The sequence below is a fragment of the Pseudoxanthomonas sacheonensis genome, assembly GCF_031455975.1.
GTDB classification, from domain to species: Bacteria; Pseudomonadota; Gammaproteobacteria; order Xanthomonadales; family Xanthomonadaceae; genus Pseudoxanthomonas_A; species Pseudoxanthomonas_A sacheonensis_A.
In genome coordinates, this window is the sequence record NZ_JAVDTT010000002.1 from 531,187 (window position 1) to 554,141 (window position 22,955).

A 22,955-nucleotide genomic window follows, 5' to 3' on the forward strand; every position below is an offset into this window, starting at 1 on the left:
GGATCAGTGGGTCACGTCGTCATGGGCCAGGTCGCCCGGGCGGATCACCGGCGGCGTGGTGAAGGTGTGGTGCGGAGCCGGCGAAGGCACCGTCCATTCCAGTCCGCGCGCGTGTTCCCAGGCGCGCGCTTCGGCCTTGGCGCCGTTGCGCAGCGAGCTCAACAGAATCGCCGCCATCAGGAACGGAGTGACGAACATGCCGAACGCGCCGATCGAGCTGATCAGGTTCCAGTCCGCGAACACCGGGTTGTAGTCCGGGATGCGGCGCGGCATGCCGGCCAGGCCCAGGAAGTGCTGCGGGAAGAACAGCAGGTTGACGAACACCATCGTCCACCAGAAATGCACCTTGCCCCAGAACTCGCTGTACATCCGGCCCGACCACTTCGGCCACCAGTAGTAGACCGCGGCGATGATGCCGAACAGCGCGCCGGTGACCAGCACGTAATGGAAGTGCGCGACCACGAAGTAGGTGTCGTGGTACTGGAAGTCGGCCGGCACGATGGCCAGCATCAGTCCGGAGAAACCGCCGATGGTGAACAGGATCACGAACGAGATCGCCCACAGCATCGGCGTCTCGAACGACAGCGAACCGCGCCACATGGTGCTGACCCAGTTGAACACTTTCACGCCGGTCGGGATCGCGATCAGCATGGTCGCGAACATGAAATAGATCTCGCCGCCCAGCGGCATGCCCACCGTGAACATGTGGTGCGCCCACACGATGAACGACAGGAACGCGATCGACGCGGTGGCGTAGACCATGGCCTGGTAGCCGAACAGCGGCTTGCGGCTGAAGGTCGGCAGGATCTCGCTGGCGATGCCGAACGCCGGCAGGATCATGATGTAGACCTCCGGATGCCCGAAGAACCAGAAGATGTGCTGGAACATCACCGGGTCGCCGCCGCCGGCCGCATTGAAGAACGAGGTGCCGAAGAATTTATCGGTCAGCAGCATGGTCACCGCGCCGGCCAGCACCGGCATCACCGCGATCAGCAGGAACGCGGTGATCAGCCAGGTCCAGCAGAAGATCGGCATCTTCAGCAGGTCGATGCCCGGCGCGCGCATGTTGAGGATGGTGGCGATGATGTTGATCGCGCCCATGATCGAGCTGACGCCCATCATGTGGATGGCGAACACGGTGAAGGCCACGTTGTAGCCGCCCTGCAGCGACAGCGGCGGGTACAGCGTCCAACCGCCGGCCGGTCCGCCGCCTGGCAGCACCAGGGTCAGCAGCAGCATGGTGAAGGCGAACGGCAGGATCCAGAACGACCAGTTGTTCATGCGCGGCAGCGCCATGTCCGGCGCGCCGATCTGCAGCGGCACCATCCAGTTGGCCAGGCCCACGAACGCCGGCATCACCCCGCCGAAGATCATCACCAGCGCATGCATCGAGGTCATCTGGTTGAAGACCTCGGGCTTCACGAACTGCAGGCCCGGGGTCATCAGCTCCGCGCGGATGATCACCGACATGCCGGCGCCGATCAGGAACATGACGAAGCTGAAGATCAGATACAGCGTGCCGATGTCTTTGTGGTTGGTCGAGAAGAACCAACGCTCGATGAAGCCTTGCTTGTGGCCGTGATCGTCATGGTGGGCGACTTCGGAATAGGCCATGGGGTGTTACCTCAGAAAATCGGTGCGGGCTAGTGAAATGCGGATGGCGTGAGCGGATCGGCGTCGGTTAGACGCGATCAAGCCTTGGCGGGTTCGGGGGCGGGAGCGGCTTCGGCCGGTGCGGCGGCAGGCGCAGCCCCGGCGGGCGCGGCTTCAACCGGTGTGGCTTCGACCGGCGCAGCGGGGGCGGACGCAGGCGCAGGGGCGGCCGGCTTACGCGAAGCGATCCACTGTTTGAATTCTTCCTTCGATACCGCACGCACCACAATCGGCATGAAGCCGTGGTCCTTGCCGCACAACTCGGCGCACTGGCCACGATAGATGCCGGGGGTCTGGATGTCGGTCCAGGCCTCGTTGATGATTCCCGGAATGGCGTCCTGCTTCCAACCCAGCGCCGGCACCCACCAGGCGTGGATCACGTCGTCGGCGGTGATGACGAAACGGATCTTGGTGTTGACCGGCAGCACCAGCTGGTTGTCGACGTCGAGCAGGTAGTGCGGATTGGCCGCCACCGTCGGCTTGGCCCCGCTCTGGCGGATGCGATCGGATTCGCGGTCCAGGCGGCTGGTGAACACGACGTCCTGGCCCAGGTATTCGTACTTCCACATCCACTGGTAGCCGGTGATCTTCACCGTCATCTCGGAATCGCGGGTGTCGTACATGGCGATCAGCTTGGCCGTGGCCGGCCAGGCCATCACGATCAGGATCAGGATCGGGATCACCGTCCAGATGACTTCGGCCGTGGTGTTATGGCTGAACTGCGCGGCGACCGCGCCCTTGGAATGGCGGAACTTGACCATGGCGTAGGCCATCGCGCCGAACACGATGACGCCGATCACCACACAGACCCACAGCGCCACCATGTGCGCGTCGTAGGCGTGCTGCGCGGACGTGGTGACGCCCCTGCCCATGTTGAGCTGCCAGGGTTTGGGATCGGCCGATTGCGCCCAGGCCAATGCCGGCGCCAGCAACAATGCGCAGGCCGCACCCAAAGACCGCGTGACCCGCTTGAAGAAACCTTTCGCTTGCGTCATTGCCTAGACCCTTGTGCGTCATCGGTAGCGACTTGCCGCCGCCAGTAAATCCTGCAATTGCCTTGCCAGCTCCCGGCGTTCGGCCGGCCCGAGGAAGTTGCCCACCTCGACCCGCCTGCCGCTGGAAACCAGCGAAATCCTTTCGCCTTCCTCTTCGATACGCAGACGCACCCAATAGGGATGCGCCCGGAATATCGGCTGTGCCTCTGCCCCGGTTCCGGCGCTGCGGCTGACCTCCACCACCTCCGGATCGATGGTGATGCATTCGCCGCGTTCGCCGCTGCGCCACAACCAGCGCAGCGCAGCCGCCACGATCGCGCTGTGCAGCAGCGCGAAAGCCGGCGCGAACACATTGCCGGCCAGCCAGCCTGCGCTGGCCACCAGCCACATCGTCCCGGCCAGCACGGCGAACAGCGCCCTGAACTGAGGGGCCGTCAGCGCCCGGGGCGGTCGCAGGCTGAGCCGCGCGCCATGCCCAACCGGGAAAGACGGAACCACTTCGATCATGTCGCTACCCGCGCCGTAGCTGTCGCGGAAAACCACTAAATGGTAGCTCCCGTGCCGCATTGCGGCAAGCCGAAGGGGGTTCTCGCGGGTTCGCCACGCACTACACTAGGCGGCTCCGACACGCACTCTGCGGGCCTCATGACCGCCATTCCCCAAGCCGCCAGCGGCCTCGCCGCCGACGCACCGATCCTCTCTTCCGAACTGCCGGGCGAACCGGCGCCCCTGCGCCGCGCGATCACCGCGGCGTGGATGCGCGACGAAACTGAACATGTGCGCGAATTACTGGAGCAGGCCCGCCTGCCCGCCGAGGACCAGGCCAAGGCGCAGGCGCTGGCCGCGGACCTGGTCACCCGGGTCCGCGCGCGCGCGCAGGACCAGGGCGCCATCGAGGCCTTCATGCGCCAGTACGACCTGGGCAGCGAGGAAGGCGTGCTGCTGATGTGCGTGGCCGAGGCGCTGCTGCGCATCCCCGACCAGGACACCGCCGACAAGCTGATCCGCGACAAGCTGGGCGACGCGGACTGGAAGAAGCACATGGGCGAAAGCGACTCGGTGCTGGTCAACGCCTCGACCTGGGGCCTGATGCTGACCGGCAAGCTGGTCAGCCTGAACGACCTGACCCGCCACGATGTGCGCGGCGCGTTCAAGCGCCTGGTCGGCCGCGTGGGCGAACCGGTGATCCGCCTGGCCGTGCGCCAGGCCATGCGCATCATGGGTCACCAGTTTGTGATGGGGCGCACGATCGCCGAGGCGCTGACCCGTTCGCGCAAGGGCGACAACGCCAACTACCGTTATTCGTTCGACATGCTGGGCGAGGGCGCGCTGACTTCGAAAGATGCCGCGCGCTATCTGGAGGCCTATCGCAAGGCGATCCATGCGATAGGAAAGACGGGGCCATTCGCCGACGTCTTCGCCGCTCCCAGCATCTCGATCAAGCTCTCCGCGCTGCACCCGCGCTACGAACACGCCAAGCGCGCCCGGGTCATGGCCGAACTAGCCCCGGGCATCCTGGAGCTGGCGCAGCTGGCCAAGTCCTACGGCATCGGCTTCACCATCGACGCCGAAGAAGCCGACCGCCTGGAACTTTCACTGGACCTGATCGAAGCCACTTTCTCCGACAAATCGCTCGACGGTTGGGAAGGCTACGGCCTGGCCGTGCAGGCGTACCAGAAGCGCACGCCGTATGTGATCGACTTCCTCGCCGACCTGGCCCGCCGCGTCGGCCGGCGCATGCCGGTGCGCCTGGTCAAGGGCGCGTACTGGGATGCGGAAGTGAAACGCGCGCAGGTGGAAGGCCACCCGGGCTATCCGGTGTTCACCCGCAAGCCCAATACCGACGTGTCCTATCTGGCCAATGCGCGGCGCCTGTTCGCGAATATCGATGCGCTGTATCCGATGTTCGCTACGCATAACGCGCAGACGATTGCGGCGATCCATGCTTTGTCCCTTCTCCCGTCGGGAGAAGGTGCCCGTAGGGCGGATGAGGGTCCGGAGCATCCGACTACTGAGGCACGCGCCGTACCCTCACCCCAACCCCTCTCCCGCAGGGAGAGGGGCTTCGAATTCCAGAAACTCCACGGTATGGGCGACGACCTTTACGCCGAAGTAATTCCGAAAGAACGCCTTGATGCGCCCTGCCGCGTGTACGCGCCGGTGGGTTCGCACGAGGACCTGTTGCCGTACCTGGTGCGGCGCCTGCTGGAGAACGGCGCCAACTCCAGCTTCGTCAACCGCATCACCGACGAAAACGTCGCCATCGAAGACCTGATCCGCGACCCGGTGGAAACCGTGTCGTCGTTCGACTCCATTCCGCACCCGCGCATCCCGCTGCCGGTGCAACTTTTCCAGAACCAGGCGCCGAGCCTGAGCACCAACAGGAAGAATTCCATGGGCGCCAACCTCGCCAACGATCAGGACCTGCGCGCGCTCGCCGAGCAGGTCAACGCCGCTTTCCACCAGGCCGGTCCGCACGGCTGGCGCGCCGCGCCGCTGGTGCCGGGCGCGGTGCTGTCCACCCGCGCTTTGCCGGTGACCAACCCCGCCGACCGTCGCCAGACCATCGGCGAATGGCATGCGGCCGATGCGGCCATCGTCGAGAAAGCCCTGCAGAACGCAGTCGCCGCGCAGCCCGGCTGGGACCGCACGCCCGCTGCGGGCCGCGCGACGATCCTGGAGCACGCCGCCAGCTTGCTTGAAGCGCGCATGCCCGAATACATCGCGCTGTGCGTGAAGGAAGCCGGCAAGACCATTCCCGACGGCGTGGCCGAGGTGCGCGAGGCGGTCGACTTCCTGCGTTACTACGCAGCGCAGGCGCGCGCGCAGTTCGGCGCGCCCGAACGCCTGCCCGGACCGACCGGCGAATCCAACGAACTGCAACTGCACGGACGCGGCGTATTCGTCTGCATCAGTCCGTGGAATTTTCCGCTGGCCATCTTCCTGGGCCAGGTCGCCGCGGCGCTGGCCGCCGGCAACAGCGTGATCGCCAAGCCGGCCGAGCAGACCAATCTGATCGGCCATGCCGCGGTGAAGCTGCTGCACGAAGCCGGCGTGCCGGAGAACGTTGTCCAGTTCCTGCCGGGCGACGGCGCCGTGGTCGGCGCGGCGCTGACCCAAGATCCGCGCGTGGCGGGCGTGGCCTTCACCGGTTCCACCGACACCGCACGCGCGATCAACCGCGCGATGGCCGCGCGCGATGCGGCCATCGGCGTGCTGATCGCCGAGACCGGCGGCCAGAACGCCTTCATCGCCGATTCGTCCGCGTTGCCGGAACAACTGGTCAAGGACGCGATCGGTTCGGCTTTCACCTCCGCCGGCCAGCGTTGCTCGGCCGCGCGCGTGCTGTTCGTGCAGGAAGACATCGCCGACAAGGTGATCGGCATGCTGGCCGGGGCGATGGACGAATTGAAGGTCGGCGATCCCGGCCTGCTTTCCACCGACGTGGGCCCGGTAATCGACGCCGACGCCTTGAAGCTGCTGGAAGACCATGCTGCGCGCATGGATCGGGAAGCGAAACCAATCAAGCGCGCGCATACGGATGCTTCCGTCGCTCACGGCACCTACTTCGCGCCCGGCGCCTGGGAGCTGCATTCGCTGGATCAGCTGCACAAGGAAGTCTTCGGTCCGGCCCTGCACGTGGTGCGCTGGAAGGGCGAGGAACTGGACAAGGTCATCGACGCCATCAACGCCACCGGCTACGGCCTGACCCTGGGCGTGCATTCGCGCATCGACGAAACCATCGACCGCATCGCCGCACGGGTGAAGGTGGGCAACGTCTACGTCAACCGCAATCAGATCGGCGCGGTGGTCGGCGTGCAGCCGTTCGGCGGCCAGGGCCTGTCGGGCACCGGTCCCAAGGCCGGCGGCCCGCACTATCTGCCTCGCTTCGCCACCGAGAAGACCGTCACCGTCAACACCACCGCGGCCGGCGGCAACGCCTCGCTGCTGACCCTGGGCGACTGACCGACCCGTTCGCGGGCGTCCACTTGGCTGCGTCGGGCGGCTTGCGGCCAAGATCGGCCGCAGCCGTGACGATGGGCCTTAACCGCCGATACTATCGGCAGGTATGACCACGGACTTCTACAACCTGCTGCTCAGCGACTGCGGTCTTGCGGTCGTACTGCTGGTGTTGTTCTGGTACGTGGAGCGCATCTCGCGCGGCCTGCGCGGCATCGCGCTGTGGGGCGTGGCGCATCTGGTGTATTCGCTGGGAGCGGCCATGCTGGATGGCACCACCCAGGAACTCGCGCGTTCCGGCGATACCCACGCCGCCTATTGGACCGCCGGCATCGGCGGCCTGTTGGCCTGCGCCGGATTGGCCGGCCTGGGCTGGTCCATCACCCAATTCGTGGGTCAGCGCGCGCTGCGTCGCGGCGAATGGCTGCTGATGCCGCTATTGCTTGGCCTCTCGCTGACGGGTTGGATGTTCTGGGGCAGCGTGGACGCGCAAGGCGCGGCGATGAGCGCGGCCGAAGTGCTGGTGCTGCTGGTGTTGATCGCGCAGCTGCGGCACCTCAACACCCCGCCGGACCGTTTGCCCGCCCGCCTGATGATGATGGGTTGCGCGGTGTTGGCGATTCTTTACGGGCGCGACCTGCTCAGCGCCTTCCTCGGCGAATACGGTCCCAACGATGCCTGGGTCAACCTGGATCTCTCGATCTGGTTCCTGCTCAATTTCTGCATGCTCATGCTGACCAGTTTCCGCGCCAGCGAATCCCTGCGGTTGAGCGCATTGTTCGACCCGCTGACCGGCGCCCTCAACCGGCGCGGCCTGAGCAGCGAATTGCGCACGCACGTAGAAGCCGCGCCCGTCGGCAAGGGCCTGGCCGTGATCGTGATGGACCTGGACCACTTCAAGATCATCAACGACGTGCATGGCCACGAAACCGGCGACGAGGTCCTGCAGGGCTTCTCCGACACCGTGCGGGCCTGCATCCGCAGCGACGATCTGTTCGCGCGGATCGGCGGCGAGGAATTCGTGGTGGTGCTGCCCGACAGCAGCGCCGAAAGCGCGCGGCACATGGCCGAACGCATCCGCATCGAAGTGGCGGCGCTGGAGTTCGCCGCGCGCGATGCGCCGGTGAAGGTGACGGTCAGCGCGGGGGTGGGCGCCTCCCGCGAACCGCAGGCGTTTCCGGCGCTGATGCGGATCGCCGACCAGGCTCTGTACGAGGCCAAGCGGTTGGGACGCAATCAAGTGCAGATGCGCTTGCACGCCTGAGGGAAGTCGTCGGCAGGAATAGAAGCATCCTGATCTTAGTAGGGATGCCGCCGCTGTTTTCTCCTCTCCCCTTCTGGGGGAGGGGCCAAATTAGCGGCAACAAGCCGCACTAGATTCCGGAACATAAAAAACCCCGCCGTAGCGGGGTTTTTCTTGATGCGATGCTGCTGCGATCAGAAGCGGTACTGCGCGGAGACGCCATACAGGTCGGCGCCGCCGTCGTATTCGCCTACCAGGCGCGAACCGCTGGAGGACAGCAGATCCACTTCCGGCGTATCGACCAGGTCGATCTTGACGTAGCTGGCGCTCAGTTCGAAGTTCTCCGTCGCCTTCCAGGTCAGGCCCAGCGAATACCACATGCGGTCCTGGTCGGGCATGCGCGGGGTGCGGTACGGACGGCTGATCGGGGAGTCGTCGCGGGCCACGCCGGCACGGAAGGTGAACTTGTCGTTGAACGCGTACTCGCCACCGACCGAATAGAACCAGCTGTCCTTCCAGTTGTAGTTTTCGGCCGCATCGGCCTGCAGCGGGTTGTCGAATTCGATGCGGATTTCCTGCAGCGAATGCCAGTCGGTGCGCGACACTTCGGCCATCAGGGCCAGGCGTTCGTTGGTCTGCCAGGTGCCGCTGAAGATGTCGATGCTGGGCGTGGTCAGCTGGGCGCCGCCGCCGTCGGTCGGCAGGTACACCGCGTTGCCGATCAGCGCGCGCACGTTGCCCGGAACGGTGAATTCAGCCGTGCCGCGCAGATCGTGGTCGATTTCCGAACGGTGCGAGTAACCGAACGACAGGTTGTCGGTCGGTCGCCAGTTCAAGCCGACGATCCAGCCCAAGCCGTTGTTGGTGCCATGGATCTTGGCCAGGCCGTCGTTCTTCTGCGGACCATACGGAGCAGTGGCAGGGCTGGGGGTGATGCAGGCCGCGATGTTGATGCGGCAGATGGCCGAACCGAAGTCGACCGCATTGGACAGGGTCACATCGGCGCGCTCGTAGACCAAACCGGCGCCGACCGAGAAGCGGTCGCCCAGCGCGAGCGAAGCGGCCAGGGTCAGGTCGACCAGCTTCACGTCAGATTCCAGCGCGTGGTAACGGCCGACCCAATCGCTTTCGTAATCGGTTTTCAGGCCGAACGGGGCGCTGATCATGGCGCCCACGGTCAGGTACTCGAAGCTGTCGCTGAGCGGCAGGATGAAGGACATCGCCGGCACGACGCTCACGCCACCGGCGTTGCCGCCGTCGCCGCCGGTAAGCGGACGCGCCAGCGGGCTTCCTGCAGCGGCAGTGCCGCCGCCGCTGAAGTTGAACGACAGGTCGATGGCGGTGAGATCGGCCTGCACCGTCTTCTCGGTGAAGGTCGACATGACGGCCGGGTTGTTGACCACTACCGAGGCGTCGCCCTTGGCCGAAGCCGAGCCGGCCGTGGCGCGGCCCAGGGCCTTGACGCTGTTTTCTTTCAGCTGGAAGGCCGAGGCCTGGGCCTGGCCACAAGCGAGGGCGCCGGCGATGCCGAGGGCCAACGCCGAGATGCGGGTTACTTTGCTTACGAATTCCATGATTTCTCTGCTCCGGAAGGACGTGGGAAAAAGCTCACTGCGTCGTTCGAGGACAATGCTTAGCCCTACTACCACGTGCCGGAATCCCCTCCCGACATACGACGCCGTATGCAGTATACATTCAGGGTATAACCAAAAGCTAACAATCCACGGCCCTGCTGGTTAGACTTGGGTTCATGGTTGTGATGCAAGTCACTGGCAGCGCTCAGTTTGAGGAACGGGTACATTCCCGCCATGTTCGTTTCCCTCCCCTCGCGTAAGAAACCTGCCCTGCGCTGGGCCACACCGGTTCTGTTCGCGGTGCTGTGGGTGGCTTTCCTGTGGGCTGCGACGCGACCGGTCGCGGCTCACGACAGCTTATTGCTGGATTGGGGCGCCCTGTCCGGCGGCTTGTCCTCGCCCCAGGACTGGATGGCCGCCATCCGCGACGGCAGCGCCCTGCGCTTGTTCACCGCCTTGTTCCTGCATGCGGACTGGGCGCACTTGCTGGGCAATCTGGTCTTCCTGCTGATCTTCGGTCTGCCCGCGGAACGCACCATGGGGCCGTGGCGGTTCCTGGTTCTTTTCCTGTTGGGCGGGGCCTTCTCCAATCTGGCCGCGGTGTTGGCGATCGGCGCCCCCGACCGGGTGATCATCGGCGCGAGCGGTGCGGTCTCGGCGGTGATCGGCGCTTATCTGGCGCTGTTTCCGCGCGCCAAACTGGGCGTGGTGGTGCCGCTGGGGCTGTTCCTGGAATTCGTGAAGGCGCCCGCATCGCTGTTGATCGGTATCTGGGCGCTGCTGCAGGTGATCTTCGCCTACATCGGTCCCGCCTTCGGCGCGGTGGCGTGGTCGGCGCACATCGCCGGTTTCCTGTTCGGCATCGTGTTCGCGCTGTTCGTGCGCGCGGCGATCGCGCGGCGTTTGCGCAAGCGGCAAGGGTACTGAACGGCCGTTGTGGCGCCCGTTCGCTTTTGTCCGCCAAAGGCCACCGACCCACACCCGACTCTTATAATCGGTCCATGGCCAAGTCCCTCTACAAAATCACTTTCCTCAACCACGGCAAGATCTACGAACTGTATGGCCGGCATGTCGCGGCCAGCAGCCTGTGGGGTTTCACCGAGGTGGGCGAACTGGTGTTCGATGTGCACGACGGCATCGTGGTGGATCCGACCGAGGAGCGCCTGCGCGACGAGTTCGCCGGCACCAAAGTGCTGCACCTGCCTATGCAGAGCATCGTGCGCATCGAGGAAGTGGAACGTAAGGGCCAATCGGTGATCCGCGATGCGGAGAGCGGCGAACGGGTGGTGACGCCGTTTCCACTGCCGGCAAAACCCCGTTAGCGGGCTCGTCGAAGCGAACCCCGTTGATCGGAAAGCGCGGAGGTTTCACGGCCGCTGAACGATGCCGCGCGTATTCAACGGCGCATGAGGGGATCCGATGCGAAGCATCGAGGAATTCGCCATGAAGACGACGCTATTCGCCCGCGCCACCTGCCTTTTGGTGTTGTGTTGCGCCCCAGTCGTTTCGAAAGCCCAGAACATCAGCATCCCATTACGGAGTTTCGAGGAAGTGCCTTCGATCTCCTCCGGCGCGCATGGCATGTTCCGCGCCCGCATCGACGACGGCGCGATCGCCTACCGGCTCAGCTACGAAGGCTTGCAGGGCGAAGTCCGCCAGGCGCACATCCATCTCGGCCAGAAGAGCGTCAATGGCGGGGTCAGCGTCTTCCTGTGCCAGACCGCGGCCAATCCCGATCCCACCGGCCTGGCGCCGACGTGCCCGGTCTCGGGCGAGGTCGCCGGGCTGTTATTGCCGGCGAACATCATCGGCCCCAGCGGACAAGGGATCACGGCGGGCGAGTTCGCCGAGCTCGTCGCTGCCATCCGCAAAGGCGTGGCTTACGTCAACGTGCATTCGTCGCTGTTTCCGGGCGGCGAGATCCGCGGCCAGCTCGACCGCGGAGGGCATGATGGACATTGAGCGTCCGAACTTCGCCGGTTCCCTCGCATTCGTGATGCTTCAGCGGTGCGTTATCGCGGCCGGCGCGGCGGCCATCTTCTTCAGCTCCGCCAACGCCGCATCGATCGGCTTGTCGCCGTCCAGCGCCTCGCCGGCGCTATAGCCTTCGGCGCCTTCATCGTCGCCGCGCAGATGGCCGGGCAGCGCGGCCTCGCTGTAGTCGATGCTCGCGCCGGTCGAACTGACGAACTTGGGATCCTTGGACGTCGCCGCCGTGTCCTGTTCCGGCTTCAACACCACATCCGGCACGATGCCGCTGGCCTGGATCGACTTGCCGCTAGGCGTGTAGTAGCGCGCGGTGGTCAGTTTCACCGAATCGCCGTTGTCCAGGGGCAGCACCGTCTGCACCGAACCTTTTCCGAACGTGCGGCTACCGACCACGCGCGCGCGCTTGTTGTCGCGCAGCGCGCCGGCCAGCACTTCGGCAGCGCTCGCCGAACCCGCATCGACCAGCACGACCAGGGGCGCGCCCTGCAGGCGGTCGCCCGGTGTGGCGTCGAACTTGGAATCGCTGACCGCGATGCGTCCGCGGGTGCTGACGATGTTGCCCTTGTCCAATAAATCGTCGGCCACCTGCACCGCGGAAATCAACAGGCCGCCCGGATTGCTGCGCAGGTCCAGTACCAGTCCGTTCAATTTTCCGCTTGTCTGCAGCTTGTCCAGGTTGCTCTGGAAATCGGCGCCGGTATCGGCCTGGAACGTGCTGATGCGCACGTAGCCGTAGCCCGGCTCCAACAGGCGGCTGCGCACGCTGGCGATGCGGATGGTCTCGCGGGTCAGGGTGACGTCGAAGGGCTTGGGTTTGCCTTCGCGCAACAGGGTCAAGGTGAGTTTGGAGCCCGGTTCGCCGCGCAGCGGCTCCATGCCGTCTTCGCCGCTGATCGGCTTGCCGTCGATGGCCACGATCACGTCGCCGGCCTTGATGCCGGCCTTGGCCGCCGGCGTGTCGTCGATGGGCGAGATGACGCGCAAGGTGTTGTCGGGTTGCTGCAGCAGTTCCACGCCCACGCCGTCGTAAGCGCCGGTGGCCTGTTCGTCGAAGGCCTCGGCGTCTTCCTTGTCGAAATACGTGCTGTGCGGATCCAGGTCCAACAACAGCCCGCGGATCGCCGAGTGCATCAGCTTCTTATCGTCCACCGGCTCGACGTAGGCGTCCTTGACCGCGTTGTACACCGCCACGTAGCGACGGATCTCGTCCAGCGGCACTTTCGAGGGCGCGGTTTCGGCCGCATCGGGATCGTCGCTGGAAGCGACCGCGGGTTCTTCCTTGTCCGCTTGCTGCTGGGCAAATACGGGAAAGGGCAACAACACCAGCAACAGGACCAAGGGCAAACGCATGCAATCGCTCCGGGGAGGCTTCAAAGGATCGACCCCGCACAGCCGCGCGAAGTTTCACCGGATTATGCGCGAAGCGGCCGTAAACCCGCGTTTAACCGCCGCACGCCGAGGCCAGGCGATTCAGCGGCGCTGCAGCCAGGAGGAAGGATCCACCGGCTGGCCGTTGCGGCGCAGTTCGAAATACAGCGCCGGCGTGCCCTGGCCGCCGGAAGTGCCGACTTTGGCCAGCGCGTCGCCGCGCTTGACCCGGTCGCCGGCGTCGCGCAGCAGGCTTTCGTTGTGCGCGTACAGGCTCATGTAGCCGTTGCCGTGGTCGATGATCAGGATCAGGCCGTAGCCGGTCATCCATTCGGAAAACACCACGCTGCCATCGGCCACCGCGGTCACCGTGCTGCCGGCCGGCGCACCGATCAGCACGCCGGAACTGGTGCGCCCGTCCGGCATGCGGCCGCCGAAGCGCGCCAGCAGGTTGCCCGACAGCGGCCAGCCCAGGCCGCCGACTTTCAGCGCCGGCGCATTGGCCACGGCAGGACGCGGCGAGCGAGTGGCCGTCGCCGCTTTGTCGCCGGCGTTGCGTGGCGAAGCGGCAGCGGCTTTCTTCTCCGCGGCCTCTTGCGCGGCCAAGCGACGGGCTTCGGCGCGACGCTCCCTCTCGGCGCGTGCGGCGGCCGCGCGCAGGTTGGCCAGCAGGGTTTCCAACGAACGCGCATCCTGGCCCAGCGCTTTCTCGCGCGCGCTCCGGTCTTTGTAGCGCTCGTCCAGATCGGCGGTCAGCGCGGCATTGGCCTTGCGGTCCTTCGCCAGCGCGGCGACCTGGGCGCGCTGCCGGTTGCGGGTGGCGTCGAGCTGCGCGCGGCGCGCGGCGATCTCGCGTTCCACCTCATCCAGCGCCTTGAGTTCGGTGGAGAGCGCGGCGATCTTCTGCGCGCGGTCGCTTTGTATGTAGCGATGGTAGGCCAGCGCGCGGTTCGCATCGGCCACCCGGTCCTGCGACAGCAATACCTTCAACGGCGCGTCGCCACCCAGTTGGTAGGAAGCGCGCACCAGCGCGGTCAGTTGCTGCCGCTGCCGGTCCAGCCGCGTGCGCATCTCGTCGCGTTGCTGCTGCAATTGCGCGAGCGCAGCTTCCTCGCGCTTGAGCGCGGTTTCGGTGTCGTTGAGGGAGCGGCTGGATTTGCCGACCTGCTCGTCGGCCTCGCGCAGCTTGCGGGCCGCTTCTCCGCGCGCGTCCTCCAGTTTGCGGCGTTCCTGGGCGATGCTCTTCAGCTCGCCGCGCAGCTTCTGTAGTTTCTTCTCGGCTTCGCGCTGGCTCTGTGCGGCCGACGGCACGACGACCGTCAGGCCGATCGCCAAGGCAAGACAGGCCAGGGCGAAACGATGCCTCATCCGGCGTGGTCGAACAGGCTGCGGCCGGTCATTTCCACAGGCTGCGGCATGCCCAGCAAGTCGAGCAAGGTCGGCGCCACGTCGCGCAAAGCGCCGCCCGTGCGCAGCGTCGCCTTACGGTCGCCGACATACACCAGTGGCACCGGGCCTACGGTGTGCGCGGTATGCGGCTGTCCGGTCACCGGGTCGCGCATCATTTCCAGATTGCCGTGGTCGGCAGTGATGACCAGCGCGCCCTGTTGCGCACGCACCGCCGCGTCCACGGCGCCAATCGCAATGTCCACCGCCTGCGCGGCCAGGATCGCCGCCTGCAGATCGCCGCTGTGGCCCACCATGTCCGGATTGGCGATGTTGCACACGATCACGTCGAAGCGCGCGGAACCGATGGCTTCGACGAGTTTGCCGGTGAGTTCGGGCAGGCTCATCGCCGGCTGCAGATCGTAAGTGGCGACCTTCGGGCTCGGCACCAGGATGCGTTCCTCGCCGGCGAAAGGCTCTTCGCGTCCGCCGCTGAAGAAGAAGGTGACATGCGCGTATTTCTCGGTTTCGGCAATGCGCAGCTGGCTCAGGCCGGCATCGGCCAGCAATTCGCCCAGCGTATGGCTCAGGTCATCGGGCCCGAAGGCGACGGCCGCCGGCAGTTTGGCGTCGTATTCGGTCAGGCATACGAAGCGCGACAGCTTCGGCCGGCGCACGCTTTTATCAGCATGGTCGAAGCCGTCGAAAGCGGGCGATACGAACGCCGAAGTGATTTGCCGCGCACGATCGGCGCGGAAGTTCATGAACACTACCGCGTCGCCGTCGCGCATCGGCTGCGCACCGTCGATCACCGTGGGCAACGCGAACTCGTCGTTCTCGCCGCGCGCGTATGCGGCTTGCAGGGCGGATAGCGCATCGGCGGCATGTTGTTCGCTATTCGCCTCCACGATGGCGTCCCAGGCCAGACGCAGGCGGTCCCAGCGCTTATCGCGATCCATCGCGTAATAGCGGCCGCTGATCGAAGCGATATGGGCATTGCCCAGCCGATCGCACACCGACTGCAACGCCTGCAGACTGGCTTCGGCCGAGCGCGGCGGCGTGTCGCGTCCATCGAGGAACGCATGCACGGCCACGCGCGGCGCACCTTGGCGCTTGGCCAGCTCGAGCATGGCGAAGATGTGGGTCTGATGGCTGTGCACGCCACCCGGCGACAACAGCCCGAATACGTGCAAAGTACGCCCGTCGGCCTTGGTGTCTTCGCAGGCGCCGACCAGTTCGGGATTCTCGAAGAAGCTGCCGTCCTCGATCGCCGCATCGATGCGGGTCAGATCCTGATAGACGATACGGCCCGCGCCCAGGTTCATGTGCCCGACCTCGGAATTGCCCATCTGCCCCTCCGGCAGGCCCACGTGGCGGCCTTCGGTATGGATCAGCGTGTGCGGCGCGGTGGCCAGCAGGCGCTGCCAGTTGGGCAGGGTGGCCTGCGCCAGCGCGTTATCGGCGGTTTCTTCGCGGTGGCCCCAACCATCGAGGATCAGCAGGACGACGGGCTTGGGACGTGCGGGGGATGCGGACACGGGGGAACTCCGATGAGGGGCGGCCGATGAGGGGCGGCCGATGACGGGCGGTCGTTGGGGGCAGCGATGACTTCAGGCAGGTGAGGATTGTAACGAAGCGTGATGCAATGGATGCCCGCACCGCGTCCTCACGCGCAAGAAACCGGACGGGGTTTAAACCTTCGTCCCGCCCGGCGCATCACAGCCATCACACCCAGACAGGAAAAAACCATGTCCCGAGTACGCACCGCACTGTTCCTGGCCGTGGCGCTGAGCGCCGGTCCCGCTTTCGCCGCCGAAGACGTCTCCAAGGTCAACGGCAGCATCACCGCCGAAGCCGGCCAGACTTATGGCGATCTGGAAACGGTCAACGGCAGCATCCGCATCAACGGCGGCGCGACCACCGATCAGGCCAGCACGGTCAACGGCAGCATCGCGGTGGACGACAAGGCCGTCACCGGCGGCCTGGAAACCGTCAACGGCAGCATCAAGCTGGGACGCGACGTCACCGTCAACGGCGGCGTGGAAACGGTGAACGGCAGCATCTTCGTCGACCGTGGCGGCAAGGTGAAGGACGGCGTGGCAACCGTGAACGGCGCGATCGGCCTGGTCGCCACCCAGATCGGCGGCGGCATCGAAACCGTCCGCGGCGACATCACCGTCGGCGTCGATTCGCATGTGCGCGGCGGTCTGCGCGTGCAGAAGTCGCAGGGCATGTTCAACATCGAACCCAAACGCGACCCGCGCATCATCATCGGCCCGAATGCAGTGGTGGAAGGCACGCTGGTCTTCGAGCGCCCGGTCAAGCTGTACGTGCACAAGAGCGCGAAGATCGGCGCGGTCACCGGCGCCACCGCGCAATCCTTCGACGGTCCGACTGCTCCTAAAGACTGACCAATCCATGCACGACCGCACTGGAGCATAAGCGCTAGAATCCGGGGTTCCTGAACCGAGGAATCCCGGATGCGCTCCCCTCTGCTGTTGTCCCTCGCCCTATTGGCCGCGTTGTCGGCCTGCAAGCGCGAAACGCCCGAAACCGCAACACCCGAACCCGCCACGCCGGCCGCCGCCCCTGCAGCGCCCGAGCACGCCTTCTCTTCCGAGATCAATCCGGCCGACTTCTCCGAACTGGTGAAGACGCTGGCTTCCGATGAGTTCGAAGGCCGCGGCCCCGGCACGCCCGGCGAAGACAAGACCGTCGAATACATCCAGGCGCAGATGAAGCGCATCGGCCTGAAGGCCGGCAACGGCGACAGCTATTTCCAGACCGTGCCGATGATGGAAACCACCGCCGACGAAAACACGGCGATGACCATCGACGTCAAGGGCAAGGCGCACACGCTGAAGTTCGGCAGCGACATGGTGATCGGCACGCGCACCGGCCAACCGGAAGTGAAGATCGACGCCAGCGACATGGTCTTCGTCGGTTACGGCGTGGATGCGCCGGAACAGAAGTGGAACGATTACGCCGGCCTCGACGTCAAGGGCAAGACCGTGGTGATGTTCGTCAACGACCCGGGCTTCCACGCCAAGGACGAATCGTTGTTCGAAGGCAAGCGCATGACCTACTACGGGCGCTGGACCTACAAGTTCGAGGAAGCCGCACGCAAGGGCGCCGCCGCCGCGCTGATCATCCACGATACCGAAGGCGCATCGTACGGCTGGGACGTGGTGAAGAATTCCTGGTCGGGCGCCCAGTACGACCTGCGCGCCGCCGATGACCCGGCGCCGCGCGTGCCGCTGCAGGGCTGGATCACCGGCGACCAAGCCAAGACCCTGTTCGCCGACGCTGGCCTGGATCTGGACAAACTGCGCGCCGACGCCAACAAGCGCGGCTTCAAGGCCGTGCCGCTGCCGGCGAAGATGAGCGTGGACTTGAAGAGCACCAGCACCGAGAAGCAGTCGCGCAACGTAGTCGGCATTCTTCCCGGCAGCGAGAAGCCCGATGAAGCGGTGGTGTACATGGCGCACTGGGATCATCTGGGCAAGCACCCGGACGAGACCGGCGACAACATCTACAACGGCGCCGTGGACAACGCGACCGGCGTGGCCGGCATCCTGGAAATCGCCGAACAGTTCGCCAAGGTCGGCAAGCCGAAGCGTTCGGTGGTGTTCCTAGCGGTGACCCTGGAGGAATCGGGCCTACTGGGCTCCAAGTACTACGTCGCCCATCCGATAGTGCCGCTGGACAAGACCGTCGCCGTCATCAATCTCGACGCAATGGGCGTGGCCGGCAAGACCCGCGACATGACCGTGGTCGGCATGGGCAGTTCGGAGCTCGAAGACATCCTCAAGCCCATCGCCGAGAAGCAGGGCCGCACCCTGCATTCGGAATCGCGTCCGGAAGCCGGCAGCTATTTCCGCTCGGATCACTTCAACTTCGCCAAGGCCGGCGTGCCGGCGCTGTACGTAGACGCAGGCGACGACCTGATCGAGGGCGGCAAGGCCGCGGGCGAGGCGGCGGCCAAGGATTACAACGAGAACCGCTACCACAAGCCCGGCGACCAGTACGACGCGGCGACCTGGAAGCTGGACGGCACCATGGACGAACTGTCCGCCGTCTATGGCGTAGGCCTGGAGATCGCCAACGGCGATCGCTGGCCGAATTGGTATTCCGGCAATCCGTTCAAGCGCGCGCGCGACGCGATGTTGAAGGCCAAGCCGGCGGCAGCCGCGCCAGCGAAGTAAAACGCTTAGGCCCTCCCCTTCAAGGGGAGGGTTGGGTGGGGATGATGTGCCGCTCACGATTGGGATTTACTTCACTGGAAGGGAACACCATCCCATCCCAGCCTTCCCCTTGAAGGGGAAGGAGCTACACAGACGGCGCCGCAAGGCGCCGTCTCTTTTTGCGGACGCTTCGGCTAGGCTATGGCGCAACCTTGAGGAGAAAGACATGTCCATCGCCTACTGGTGCATCCTGATCGCCGCTCTGCTGCCGTACGTATGGGTGTCGGTCGCCAAGAAATCCGGCGAACGCTACAACAACCGCGATCCGCGCGATTGGCAGGCCAAACAGACCAATCCCCGCTCCAATCGCGCCCACGCCGCGCACCTCAATGGCTTCGAATCCTTTCCCGTCTTCGTTGCCGGCGTGCTGATGGCGCAGCTGGCCGGAGTCGGTGCCGGCACCATCAACCTGCTGGCCATCGTCTTCGTCATTGCGCGCGTGCTGCACGGCGTGTTCTACGTGGCCAATGTGCAGGCGCTGCGCAGCCTGGTGTGGCTGGTCGGATTCGCCAGCGCCATCGCCTTGATCGTGCTGGCGGCGCTGAAGGTAGGCTGATCTCATTGTTGTAGGAGCGCCCCATGAGCGCGAGCTTCATCTGCGAGAACAAACAAGAGTTCGCGTCCATCGGGCGCTCCTACAGAATCTTTTCGTCCCAATCGAACAAGGCGAACGCCTTCTTCCATTCCGTATCCAACGGCGCCGCCGCCGTGATGCGTTCGCCGCTGACCGGGTGCGCGAACGAGAGCCGCGAAGCGTGCAGCAGCATGCGATGCACGCCGCGCATCCGGAACTGCAGATTGTGGCGGCCATCGCCATGGCTGGTGTCGCCGATCATGTGATGGAAAGCGTGCTTGAGATGCCGGCGGATTTGGCGGAAGCGCCCGGTCTCCAGCGCACAACGCAACAGCGCATAGCGCGAAGTTTCGAACCCGGCCGAAGGGACCGGCAGCTCTCCGGTCGCCAAGCGGGTGAAATGCGTCACCGCCGGTTTCTTCTCCGGCTTGCCCGGCCCGCCATCGAGCGCATGGTCGACGGTGAAGGTTTCCTGCGGCCAGCCGCGGCAAACGGCGAGGTATTCCTTGTCCATCTCCTGCGTCATCAACGCCTTGCCCAGCGCGCCGGCGGTTTCGCGATCGAATGCCAGCAACAGGCAGCCGCTGGTGGCCCGGTCCAGCCGATGGATCAGGAAGATCGGCTTGCCGAACTGCTCGCGCAGACGATCGGCGGCGAAATCGGTTTCGCCGCGGGCCAGCTTGCTGTCGTGGACCATCAGTCCGGCCGGCTTGTCGATCACGGCCAGCCATTCGTCGAAAAACAGCGTCGGCAGCGCCAAGGTCGTTTCTTGCACAAGTTCTCCGGTCCGGATGCGGCGACGTCGCCAAGGCGGCGCAGCTTACTCCGGCTGCGGCCCAGTAACGCGCTTCTTCTCTCGTTCCTACAGGCTTCGTCGACCGATCGGCGCCGACGGCTAGCTCAGGCCATGCCGCAGCCAGATGACCGCGTCGGTCTGGTCGGTGAAAACGCGCGCGTGCATGCCCGCTTCCAGTGCGAATATCTCGCAGTACTCGATTCGTTCCAGTCCCATCGGCTTGACGTGCGCGATCCGCAACCGTTCCAACGGCCCGCCCTTCATCATCTCGACCAGCCGCCGCCAGTGCTCTTCGGATAAAGGCGTGCCGGTCATCTCGTCTATCAGCAGCAGCGCCGGCGAGGCCCGTTTGTCCAACTCGGCCACGATGGCGCGCCAATAGGCCACTGTATTCTCGAAGGTGGCCTCGCCGGTGACCCGCGCCATCAACCCGAACGAATGCGTGGAAAACACGATCTCGAAGGACGTCTGGGTCATCGCGATGATCCCATCGGACGGGGTGGGCAATGCTATACCCATGGCACGGAGATGACGGTGATTTTCCGTTGTCGGTAGAGCGATCCCGCCGCTTAACCCCGGCAAACGATCAGCGTCGCGGCCACGCCGCCAACAAGGCCCACAGACCGCCGAGGCCGGCGATCCAGGACGAGGCCGGGATCGACATGAGGCTGGGCCCGCCGGCTTCGAAGCCGTACAGCACCGCCGCGACGATCAACAGGCCGGTGCCCAGGATCGCGGCGACGATGCGCCGTTGCATGCCTTTCATGGTCTGGGCCAGCTCGTTGAGATCGCGCGAACGCAACGCGAGCTCGTGCTTGCCTTCCACCTGCTGCTTCAGCCAGGCGTGCACCAGTCGGGGCATATCGGGCGCATGGGTCATGATTTCCGGCAATCGCTTGCGCAGTTCCTGCACCGCGCGCTGCGGGCTGTAACGCTCCAGCAGGATGCGTTCCAGCACCGGCTTGGCCACGGCCCAGATGTCGAGTTGCGGATCCAGCTGGCGGCCGACGCCTTCGATGTTCAGCAAGGTCTTCTGCAGCAGGATCAGCTGCGGCTGCAGGGTCAGCTCGTACTTCTGCGCGGTGCGGAACAGCTTCACCAGCACTTCGGCCAGGGAAATCTCAGAAAGCGGACGGGTGAAGTACGGCTCGCACACCGAACGCGCCGCCGCTTCCAGCTCGTCGATGCGCACAGTGGCCGGCATCCAGCCCGCCTCCACGTGCAGTTCGGCGATGCGTCGATAATCCTTGTTGAAGATGGCCATGAAATTCTCGGCCAGGTAGTACTGATCTTCCTGCGACAGTTGGCCCATGATGCCAAAATCCAGCGCGATGAAGCGCGGATTCGTCTTACGCGCAGGATCGTCGTCGACCCAGATGTTGCCGGCGTGCGCATCGGCGTGGAAGAAGTTGTCGCGGAACACCTGCGTGTAGAAAACGCGCACGCCCTTGGCCGCCAGCGCCTTGCGATCGATGCCGGCCGCATCGAGCGCGGCGATGTCGTCTGAGGGAATGCCGCGCACCCGCTCCATGGTCAGCGCGCGCTCGGCGGTGTGGCTCCAGACGATCTCGGGCACGTACAGGTCGTCCGAATCCAGCCACATGCGTCGCATCACGCTGGCGTTGCCGCCTTCGCGCTGCAGGTCGAGTTCGGCGGCCAGCGTGGTCTCGATCTCGGCGACGATCGCGCGCGGACGGATCTTGTCGGCGCTGGGGTGCGCGCGATCCACCACGGCGGCGATCGAGTTGAGCAAGGAGATATCGGCGGCGATCTGCTTCTCGATCTTCGGGCGCAGCACTTTCACCACCACTTCGCGCCCGCCCGCCAGCGTCGCGGCATGCACCTGGGCGATGGAAGCGGAAGCCAACGGAGTGGTGTCGAAGGTCTCGAACGCCTCTCCGATCGGCAATCCCAATGCCTGTTCCACGATGGCGCGTGCGGTTTCGCCGTCGAAAGGTTTGACCCGGTCCTGAAGCTGCGCCAGTTCGTCGGCCACGTCCGGCGGCACCAGGTCGCGGCGCGTGGACAGGATCTGGCCGAACTTGACGAAGATCGGGCCGAGCTCCTGCAACGCCAGACGCAGACGCGCGCCGCGCGATTGCGCGGCGATGGAAGCCGAGGCGCGCGGCACGAACGGACGCGCCAATTTCAACCAGCGCTCGGCCGGCGTGTCTTCGAACAGGTCGTCCAGCCGATAGCGCAGCAGCACGCGTCCGATCTTGCTCGCCCGCAGCGCGGCCCTCACGCAACGCTCCCGCGCAAACGCTCTACCTTGGCCTGCAGACGCTCCACATCGTCGCGCAAGGCATCGACATCGTCGTGGAAGGCATTGAGTTCGGCGCGACCGACCGCATCGCGCGATTCCTCGGTGACGAACTCGGCCGCGTTCTGGGCCAGGTTCCCGCCCACGCTGCGCAGCTGGCGCAATGCGCCGCGCGCGGCGTTGGCGATCTGCACGCCGACGATTTCGCCGAATACGGCAACGAACGGCTGCTGCCAGTCCGGATCGAAACGTTCGGCCAGGGTCTGCAGGCGACGGGCGAGTTCCGCGTCCCCAGAAACGCGTACGCGTCCGACCGGCGCGGCGTTGTCCTTGCGCAAGAAGGGAAGCTGTCCCAGCAAACCGCCCAGCGTGCTGCGCACGGCCAAATCGGGCTCTTCCGAAGAATCGACCGGGCCCACTCGTAGGCGCTCTCCGGCCACGTCGATCTGCAATGCCAGGGCGGGGGCCTCGAGGGAGAGCGCGATCTTGCGCCCATCCAGCGGCTTCAACGCCTCGCGCGTGTCGGGATCCAGCGCCAGGGCGCGGTTGAGCGCAGCTTCGAGGGCGCGACCCGCGAGCGGCTTGAGGGAGTCGAAGGGAGAAGTCGCCATGCCGGCATTCTAACCGGCCGGCGCGGTCGGCCGTGGCGCGTCGTCAGGCAGGACGCGCCACGGCCGCCCATCGCGAATGGCTCAGGCGCGTTTGCGGAAGAACGAAACCGCCGCCAGGATCAGGAATACAACGAACAGGATCCAGGCGATGTTGCTGGCGGCGCCGGCGATGCCGCTGAAGCCGAGCACGGCGGCGATGATCGCGATGACGAGGAAGATGACGGCGTAATGCAGCATGGAGTCCTCCGTTGATCGATGCGCCGGATTGGCGACGCGATCATCATTGACACATGCAAGTT

The 22,955-nt window shown here is 65.4% G+C and carries 19 protein-coding genes and 1 pseudogene; 8 read left to right on the top strand and 12 right to left on the bottom strand.

Annotation, left to right across the window (positions count from 1 at the left end):
- Window positions 1-3 precede the first annotated feature (3 nt).
- From ctaD to J2W94_RS09615, 3 genes are all read right to left on the bottom strand, one after another.
- On the bottom strand, window positions 4-1,614 hold the full coding sequence (gene ctaD, locus J2W94_RS09605) for a cytochrome c oxidase subunit I (protein WP_310092593.1): 1,611 nt from the start codon (window positions 1,612-1,614) through the stop codon (window positions 4-6).
- A 77-nt stretch (window positions 1,615-1,691) separates the two neighbouring features.
- Complete coding sequence (gene coxB / locus J2W94_RS09610) at window positions 1,692-2,648, bottom strand: cytochrome c oxidase subunit II (protein ID WP_310092595.1); 957 nt, start codon at window positions 2,646-2,648, stop codon at window positions 1,692-1,694.
- 18 nt (window positions 2,649-2,666) lie between these two features.
- On the bottom strand, window positions 2,667-3,155 hold the full coding sequence (locus tag J2W94_RS09615; RefSeq protein ID WP_310093677.1) for a DUF2244 domain-containing protein: 489 nt from the start codon (window positions 3,153-3,155) through the stop codon (window positions 2,667-2,669).
- A gap of 138 nt (window positions 3,156-3,293) precedes the next feature.
- Here J2W94_RS09615 and putA point away from each other — a divergent pair, with 138 nt between their 5' ends.
- On the top strand, window positions 3,294-6,614 hold the full coding sequence (putA, locus tag J2W94_RS09620) for a bifunctional proline dehydrogenase/L-glutamate gamma-semialdehyde dehydrogenase PutA (protein WP_310092597.1): 3,321 nt from the start codon (window positions 3,294-3,296) through the stop codon (window positions 6,612-6,614).
- A 103-nt stretch (window positions 6,615-6,717) separates the two neighbouring features.
- On the top strand, window positions 6,718-7,872 hold the full coding sequence (locus J2W94_RS09625) for a GGDEF domain-containing protein (RefSeq protein ID WP_310092599.1): 1,155 nt from the start codon (window positions 6,718-6,720) through the stop codon (window positions 7,870-7,872).
- Window positions 7,873-8,045: 173 nt separating this feature from the next.
- Here the strand turns inward: J2W94_RS09625 and J2W94_RS09630 are convergent, their stop codons facing one another.
- A complete protein-coding gene (locus J2W94_RS09630; RefSeq protein ID WP_310092601.1) occupies window positions 8,046-9,425 on the bottom strand; it encodes an OmpP1/FadL family transporter in 1,380 nt (459 codons plus the stop codon).
- A gap of 234 nt (window positions 9,426-9,659) precedes the next feature.
- Here J2W94_RS09630 and J2W94_RS09635 point away from each other — a divergent pair, with 234 nt between their 5' ends.
- The 3 genes from J2W94_RS09635 to J2W94_RS09645 all read left to right on the top strand — a co-directional run bounded on the left by J2W94_RS09635 (window position 9,660) and on the right by J2W94_RS09645 (window position 11,387).
- Complete coding sequence (locus J2W94_RS09635; RefSeq protein WP_310092602.1) at window positions 9,660-10,352, top strand: rhomboid family intramembrane serine protease; 693 nt, start codon at window positions 9,660-9,662, stop codon at window positions 10,350-10,352.
- 74 nt (window positions 10,353-10,426) lie between these two features.
- Window positions 10,427-10,747, top strand: coding sequence for a DUF1820 family protein (locus J2W94_RS09640; protein ID WP_162313861.1), 321 nt, complete (start codon window positions 10,427-10,429; stop codon window positions 10,745-10,747).
- Window positions 10,748-10,868: 121 nt separating this feature from the next.
- Window positions 10,869-11,387: a CHRD domain-containing protein gene (locus tag J2W94_RS09645; protein ID WP_310092606.1), complete on the top strand. Its 519-nt coding sequence runs from the start codon at window positions 10,869-10,871 to the stop codon at window positions 11,385-11,387.
- 54 nt (window positions 11,388-11,441) lie between these two features.
- Here the strand turns inward: J2W94_RS09645 and J2W94_RS09650 are convergent.
- From J2W94_RS09650 to gpmI, 3 genes and pseudogenes are all read right to left on the bottom strand, one after another.
- Window positions 11,442-12,764 (bottom strand): annotated as a pseudogene (locus J2W94_RS09650) (S41 family peptidase); the annotation flags it as partial.
- Between the two features lie 120 nt (window positions 12,765-12,884).
- The gene (locus tag J2W94_RS09655; RefSeq protein ID WP_310092608.1) at window positions 12,885-14,150 is read right to left on the bottom strand and encodes a murein hydrolase activator EnvC family protein; all 1,266 of its coding nucleotides are present in this window, start codon (window positions 14,148-14,150) and stop codon (window positions 12,885-12,887) included.
- Window positions 14,147-15,706: a 2,3-bisphosphoglycerate-independent phosphoglycerate mutase gene (gene gpmI / locus J2W94_RS09660; protein WP_310092610.1), complete on the bottom strand. Its 1,560-nt coding sequence runs from the start codon at window positions 15,704-15,706 to the stop codon at window positions 14,147-14,149. The genes J2W94_RS09655 and gpmI overlap by 4 nt, the downstream gene beginning before the upstream one ends.
- Window positions 15,707-15,916: 210 nt before the next feature.
- Here gpmI and J2W94_RS09665 point away from each other — a divergent pair, with 210 nt between their 5' ends.
- From J2W94_RS09665 to J2W94_RS09675, 3 genes are all read left to right on the top strand, one after another.
- Window positions 15,917-16,579 (top strand): hypothetical protein, encoded by a 663-nt coding sequence (locus tag J2W94_RS09665; protein WP_310092612.1) that lies wholly within the window; start codon window positions 15,917-15,919, stop codon window positions 16,577-16,579.
- A 69-nt stretch (window positions 16,580-16,648) separates the two neighbouring features.
- The gene (locus tag J2W94_RS09670) at window positions 16,649-18,373 is read left to right on the top strand and encodes a M28 family metallopeptidase (protein ID WP_310092613.1); all 1,725 of its coding nucleotides are present in this window, start codon (window positions 16,649-16,651) and stop codon (window positions 18,371-18,373) included.
- 205 nt (window positions 18,374-18,578) lie between these two features.
- The gene (locus J2W94_RS09675; RefSeq protein ID WP_310092615.1) at window positions 18,579-18,968 is read left to right on the top strand and encodes an MAPEG family protein; all 390 of its coding nucleotides are present in this window, start codon (window positions 18,579-18,581) and stop codon (window positions 18,966-18,968) included.
- A gap of 79 nt (window positions 18,969-19,047) precedes the next feature.
- Here the strand turns inward: J2W94_RS09675 and J2W94_RS09680 are convergent, their stop codons facing one another.
- The 5 genes from J2W94_RS09680 to J2W94_RS09700 form a co-directional block, all read right to left on the bottom strand.
- Window positions 19,048-19,761: a pseudouridine synthase gene (locus tag J2W94_RS09680; RefSeq protein ID WP_310092617.1), complete on the bottom strand. Its 714-nt coding sequence runs from the start codon at window positions 19,759-19,761 to the stop codon at window positions 19,048-19,050.
- A 120-nt stretch (window positions 19,762-19,881) separates the two neighbouring features.
- Window positions 19,882-20,259 (bottom strand): hypothetical protein, encoded by a 378-nt coding sequence (locus tag J2W94_RS09685; RefSeq protein WP_310092619.1) that lies wholly within the window; start codon window positions 20,257-20,259, stop codon window positions 19,882-19,884.
- Window positions 20,260-20,368: 109 nt separating this feature from the next.
- Window positions 20,369-22,027, bottom strand: coding sequence for a ubiquinone biosynthesis regulatory protein kinase UbiB (ubiB, locus tag J2W94_RS09690; RefSeq protein ID WP_310092621.1), 1,659 nt, complete (start codon window positions 22,025-22,027; stop codon window positions 20,369-20,371).
- A complete protein-coding gene (locus tag J2W94_RS09695; protein WP_310092623.1) occupies window positions 22,024-22,656 on the bottom strand; it encodes a ubiquinone biosynthesis accessory factor UbiJ in 633 nt (210 codons plus the stop codon). Before J2W94_RS09695 ends, ubiB begins: the two co-directional genes overlap by 4 nt.
- 81 nt (window positions 22,657-22,737) lie before the next feature.
- On the bottom strand, window positions 22,738-22,893 hold the full coding sequence (locus tag J2W94_RS09700) for a DUF1328 domain-containing protein (RefSeq protein ID WP_310092625.1): 156 nt from the start codon (window positions 22,891-22,893) through the stop codon (window positions 22,738-22,740).
- Between the last annotated feature and the right edge of the window lie 62 nt (window positions 22,894-22,955).

Coding starts and splice junctions, on each gene's coding strand:
- ctaD (WP_310092593.1), bottom strand. CDS start 1,614: ATGGCCTATTCCGAAGTCGCCCACCATGACGATCACGGCCACAAGCAA.
- coxB (WP_310092595.1), bottom strand. CDS start 2,648: ATGACGCAAGCGAAAGGTTTCTTCAAGCGGGTCACGCGGTCTTTGGGT.
- J2W94_RS09615 (WP_310093677.1), bottom strand. CDS start 3,155: ATGATCGAAGTGGTTCCGTCTTTCCCGGTTGGGCATGGCGCGCGGCTC.
- putA (WP_310092597.1), top strand. CDS start 3,294: ATGACCGCCATTCCCCAAGCCGCCAGCGGCCTCGCCGCCGACGCACCG.
- J2W94_RS09625 (WP_310092599.1), top strand. CDS start 6,718: ATGACCACGGACTTCTACAACCTGCTGCTCAGCGACTGCGGTCTTGCG.
- J2W94_RS09630 (WP_310092601.1), bottom strand. CDS start 9,425: ATGGAATTCGTAAGCAAAGTAACCCGCATCTCGGCGTTGGCCCTCGGC.
- J2W94_RS09635 (WP_310092602.1), top strand. CDS start 9,660: ATGTTCGTTTCCCTCCCCTCGCGTAAGAAACCTGCCCTGCGCTGGGCC.
- J2W94_RS09640 (WP_162313861.1), top strand. CDS start 10,427: ATGGCCAAGTCCCTCTACAAAATCACTTTCCTCAACCACGGCAAGATC.
- J2W94_RS09645 (WP_310092606.1), top strand. CDS start 10,869: ATGAAGACGACGCTATTCGCCCGCGCCACCTGCCTTTTGGTGTTGTGT.
- J2W94_RS09655 (WP_310092608.1), bottom strand. CDS start 14,150: ATGAGGCATCGTTTCGCCCTGGCCTGTCTTGCCTTGGCGATCGGCCTG.
- J2W94_RS09665 (WP_310092612.1), top strand. CDS start 15,917: ATGTCCCGAGTACGCACCGCACTGTTCCTGGCCGTGGCGCTGAGCGCC.
- J2W94_RS09670 (WP_310092613.1), top strand. CDS start 16,649: ATGCGCTCCCCTCTGCTGTTGTCCCTCGCCCTATTGGCCGCGTTGTCG.
- J2W94_RS09675 (WP_310092615.1), top strand. CDS start 18,579: ATGTCCATCGCCTACTGGTGCATCCTGATCGCCGCTCTGCTGCCGTAC.
- J2W94_RS09685 (WP_310092619.1), bottom strand. CDS start 20,259: ATGACCCAGACGTCCTTCGAGATCGTGTTTTCCACGCATTCGTTCGGG.
- J2W94_RS09695 (WP_310092623.1), bottom strand. CDS start 22,656: ATGGCGACTTCTCCCTTCGACTCCCTCAAGCCGCTCGCGGGTCGCGCC.
- J2W94_RS09700 (WP_310092625.1), bottom strand. CDS start 22,893: ATGCTGCATTACGCCGTCATCTTCCTCGTCATCGCGATCATCGCCGCC.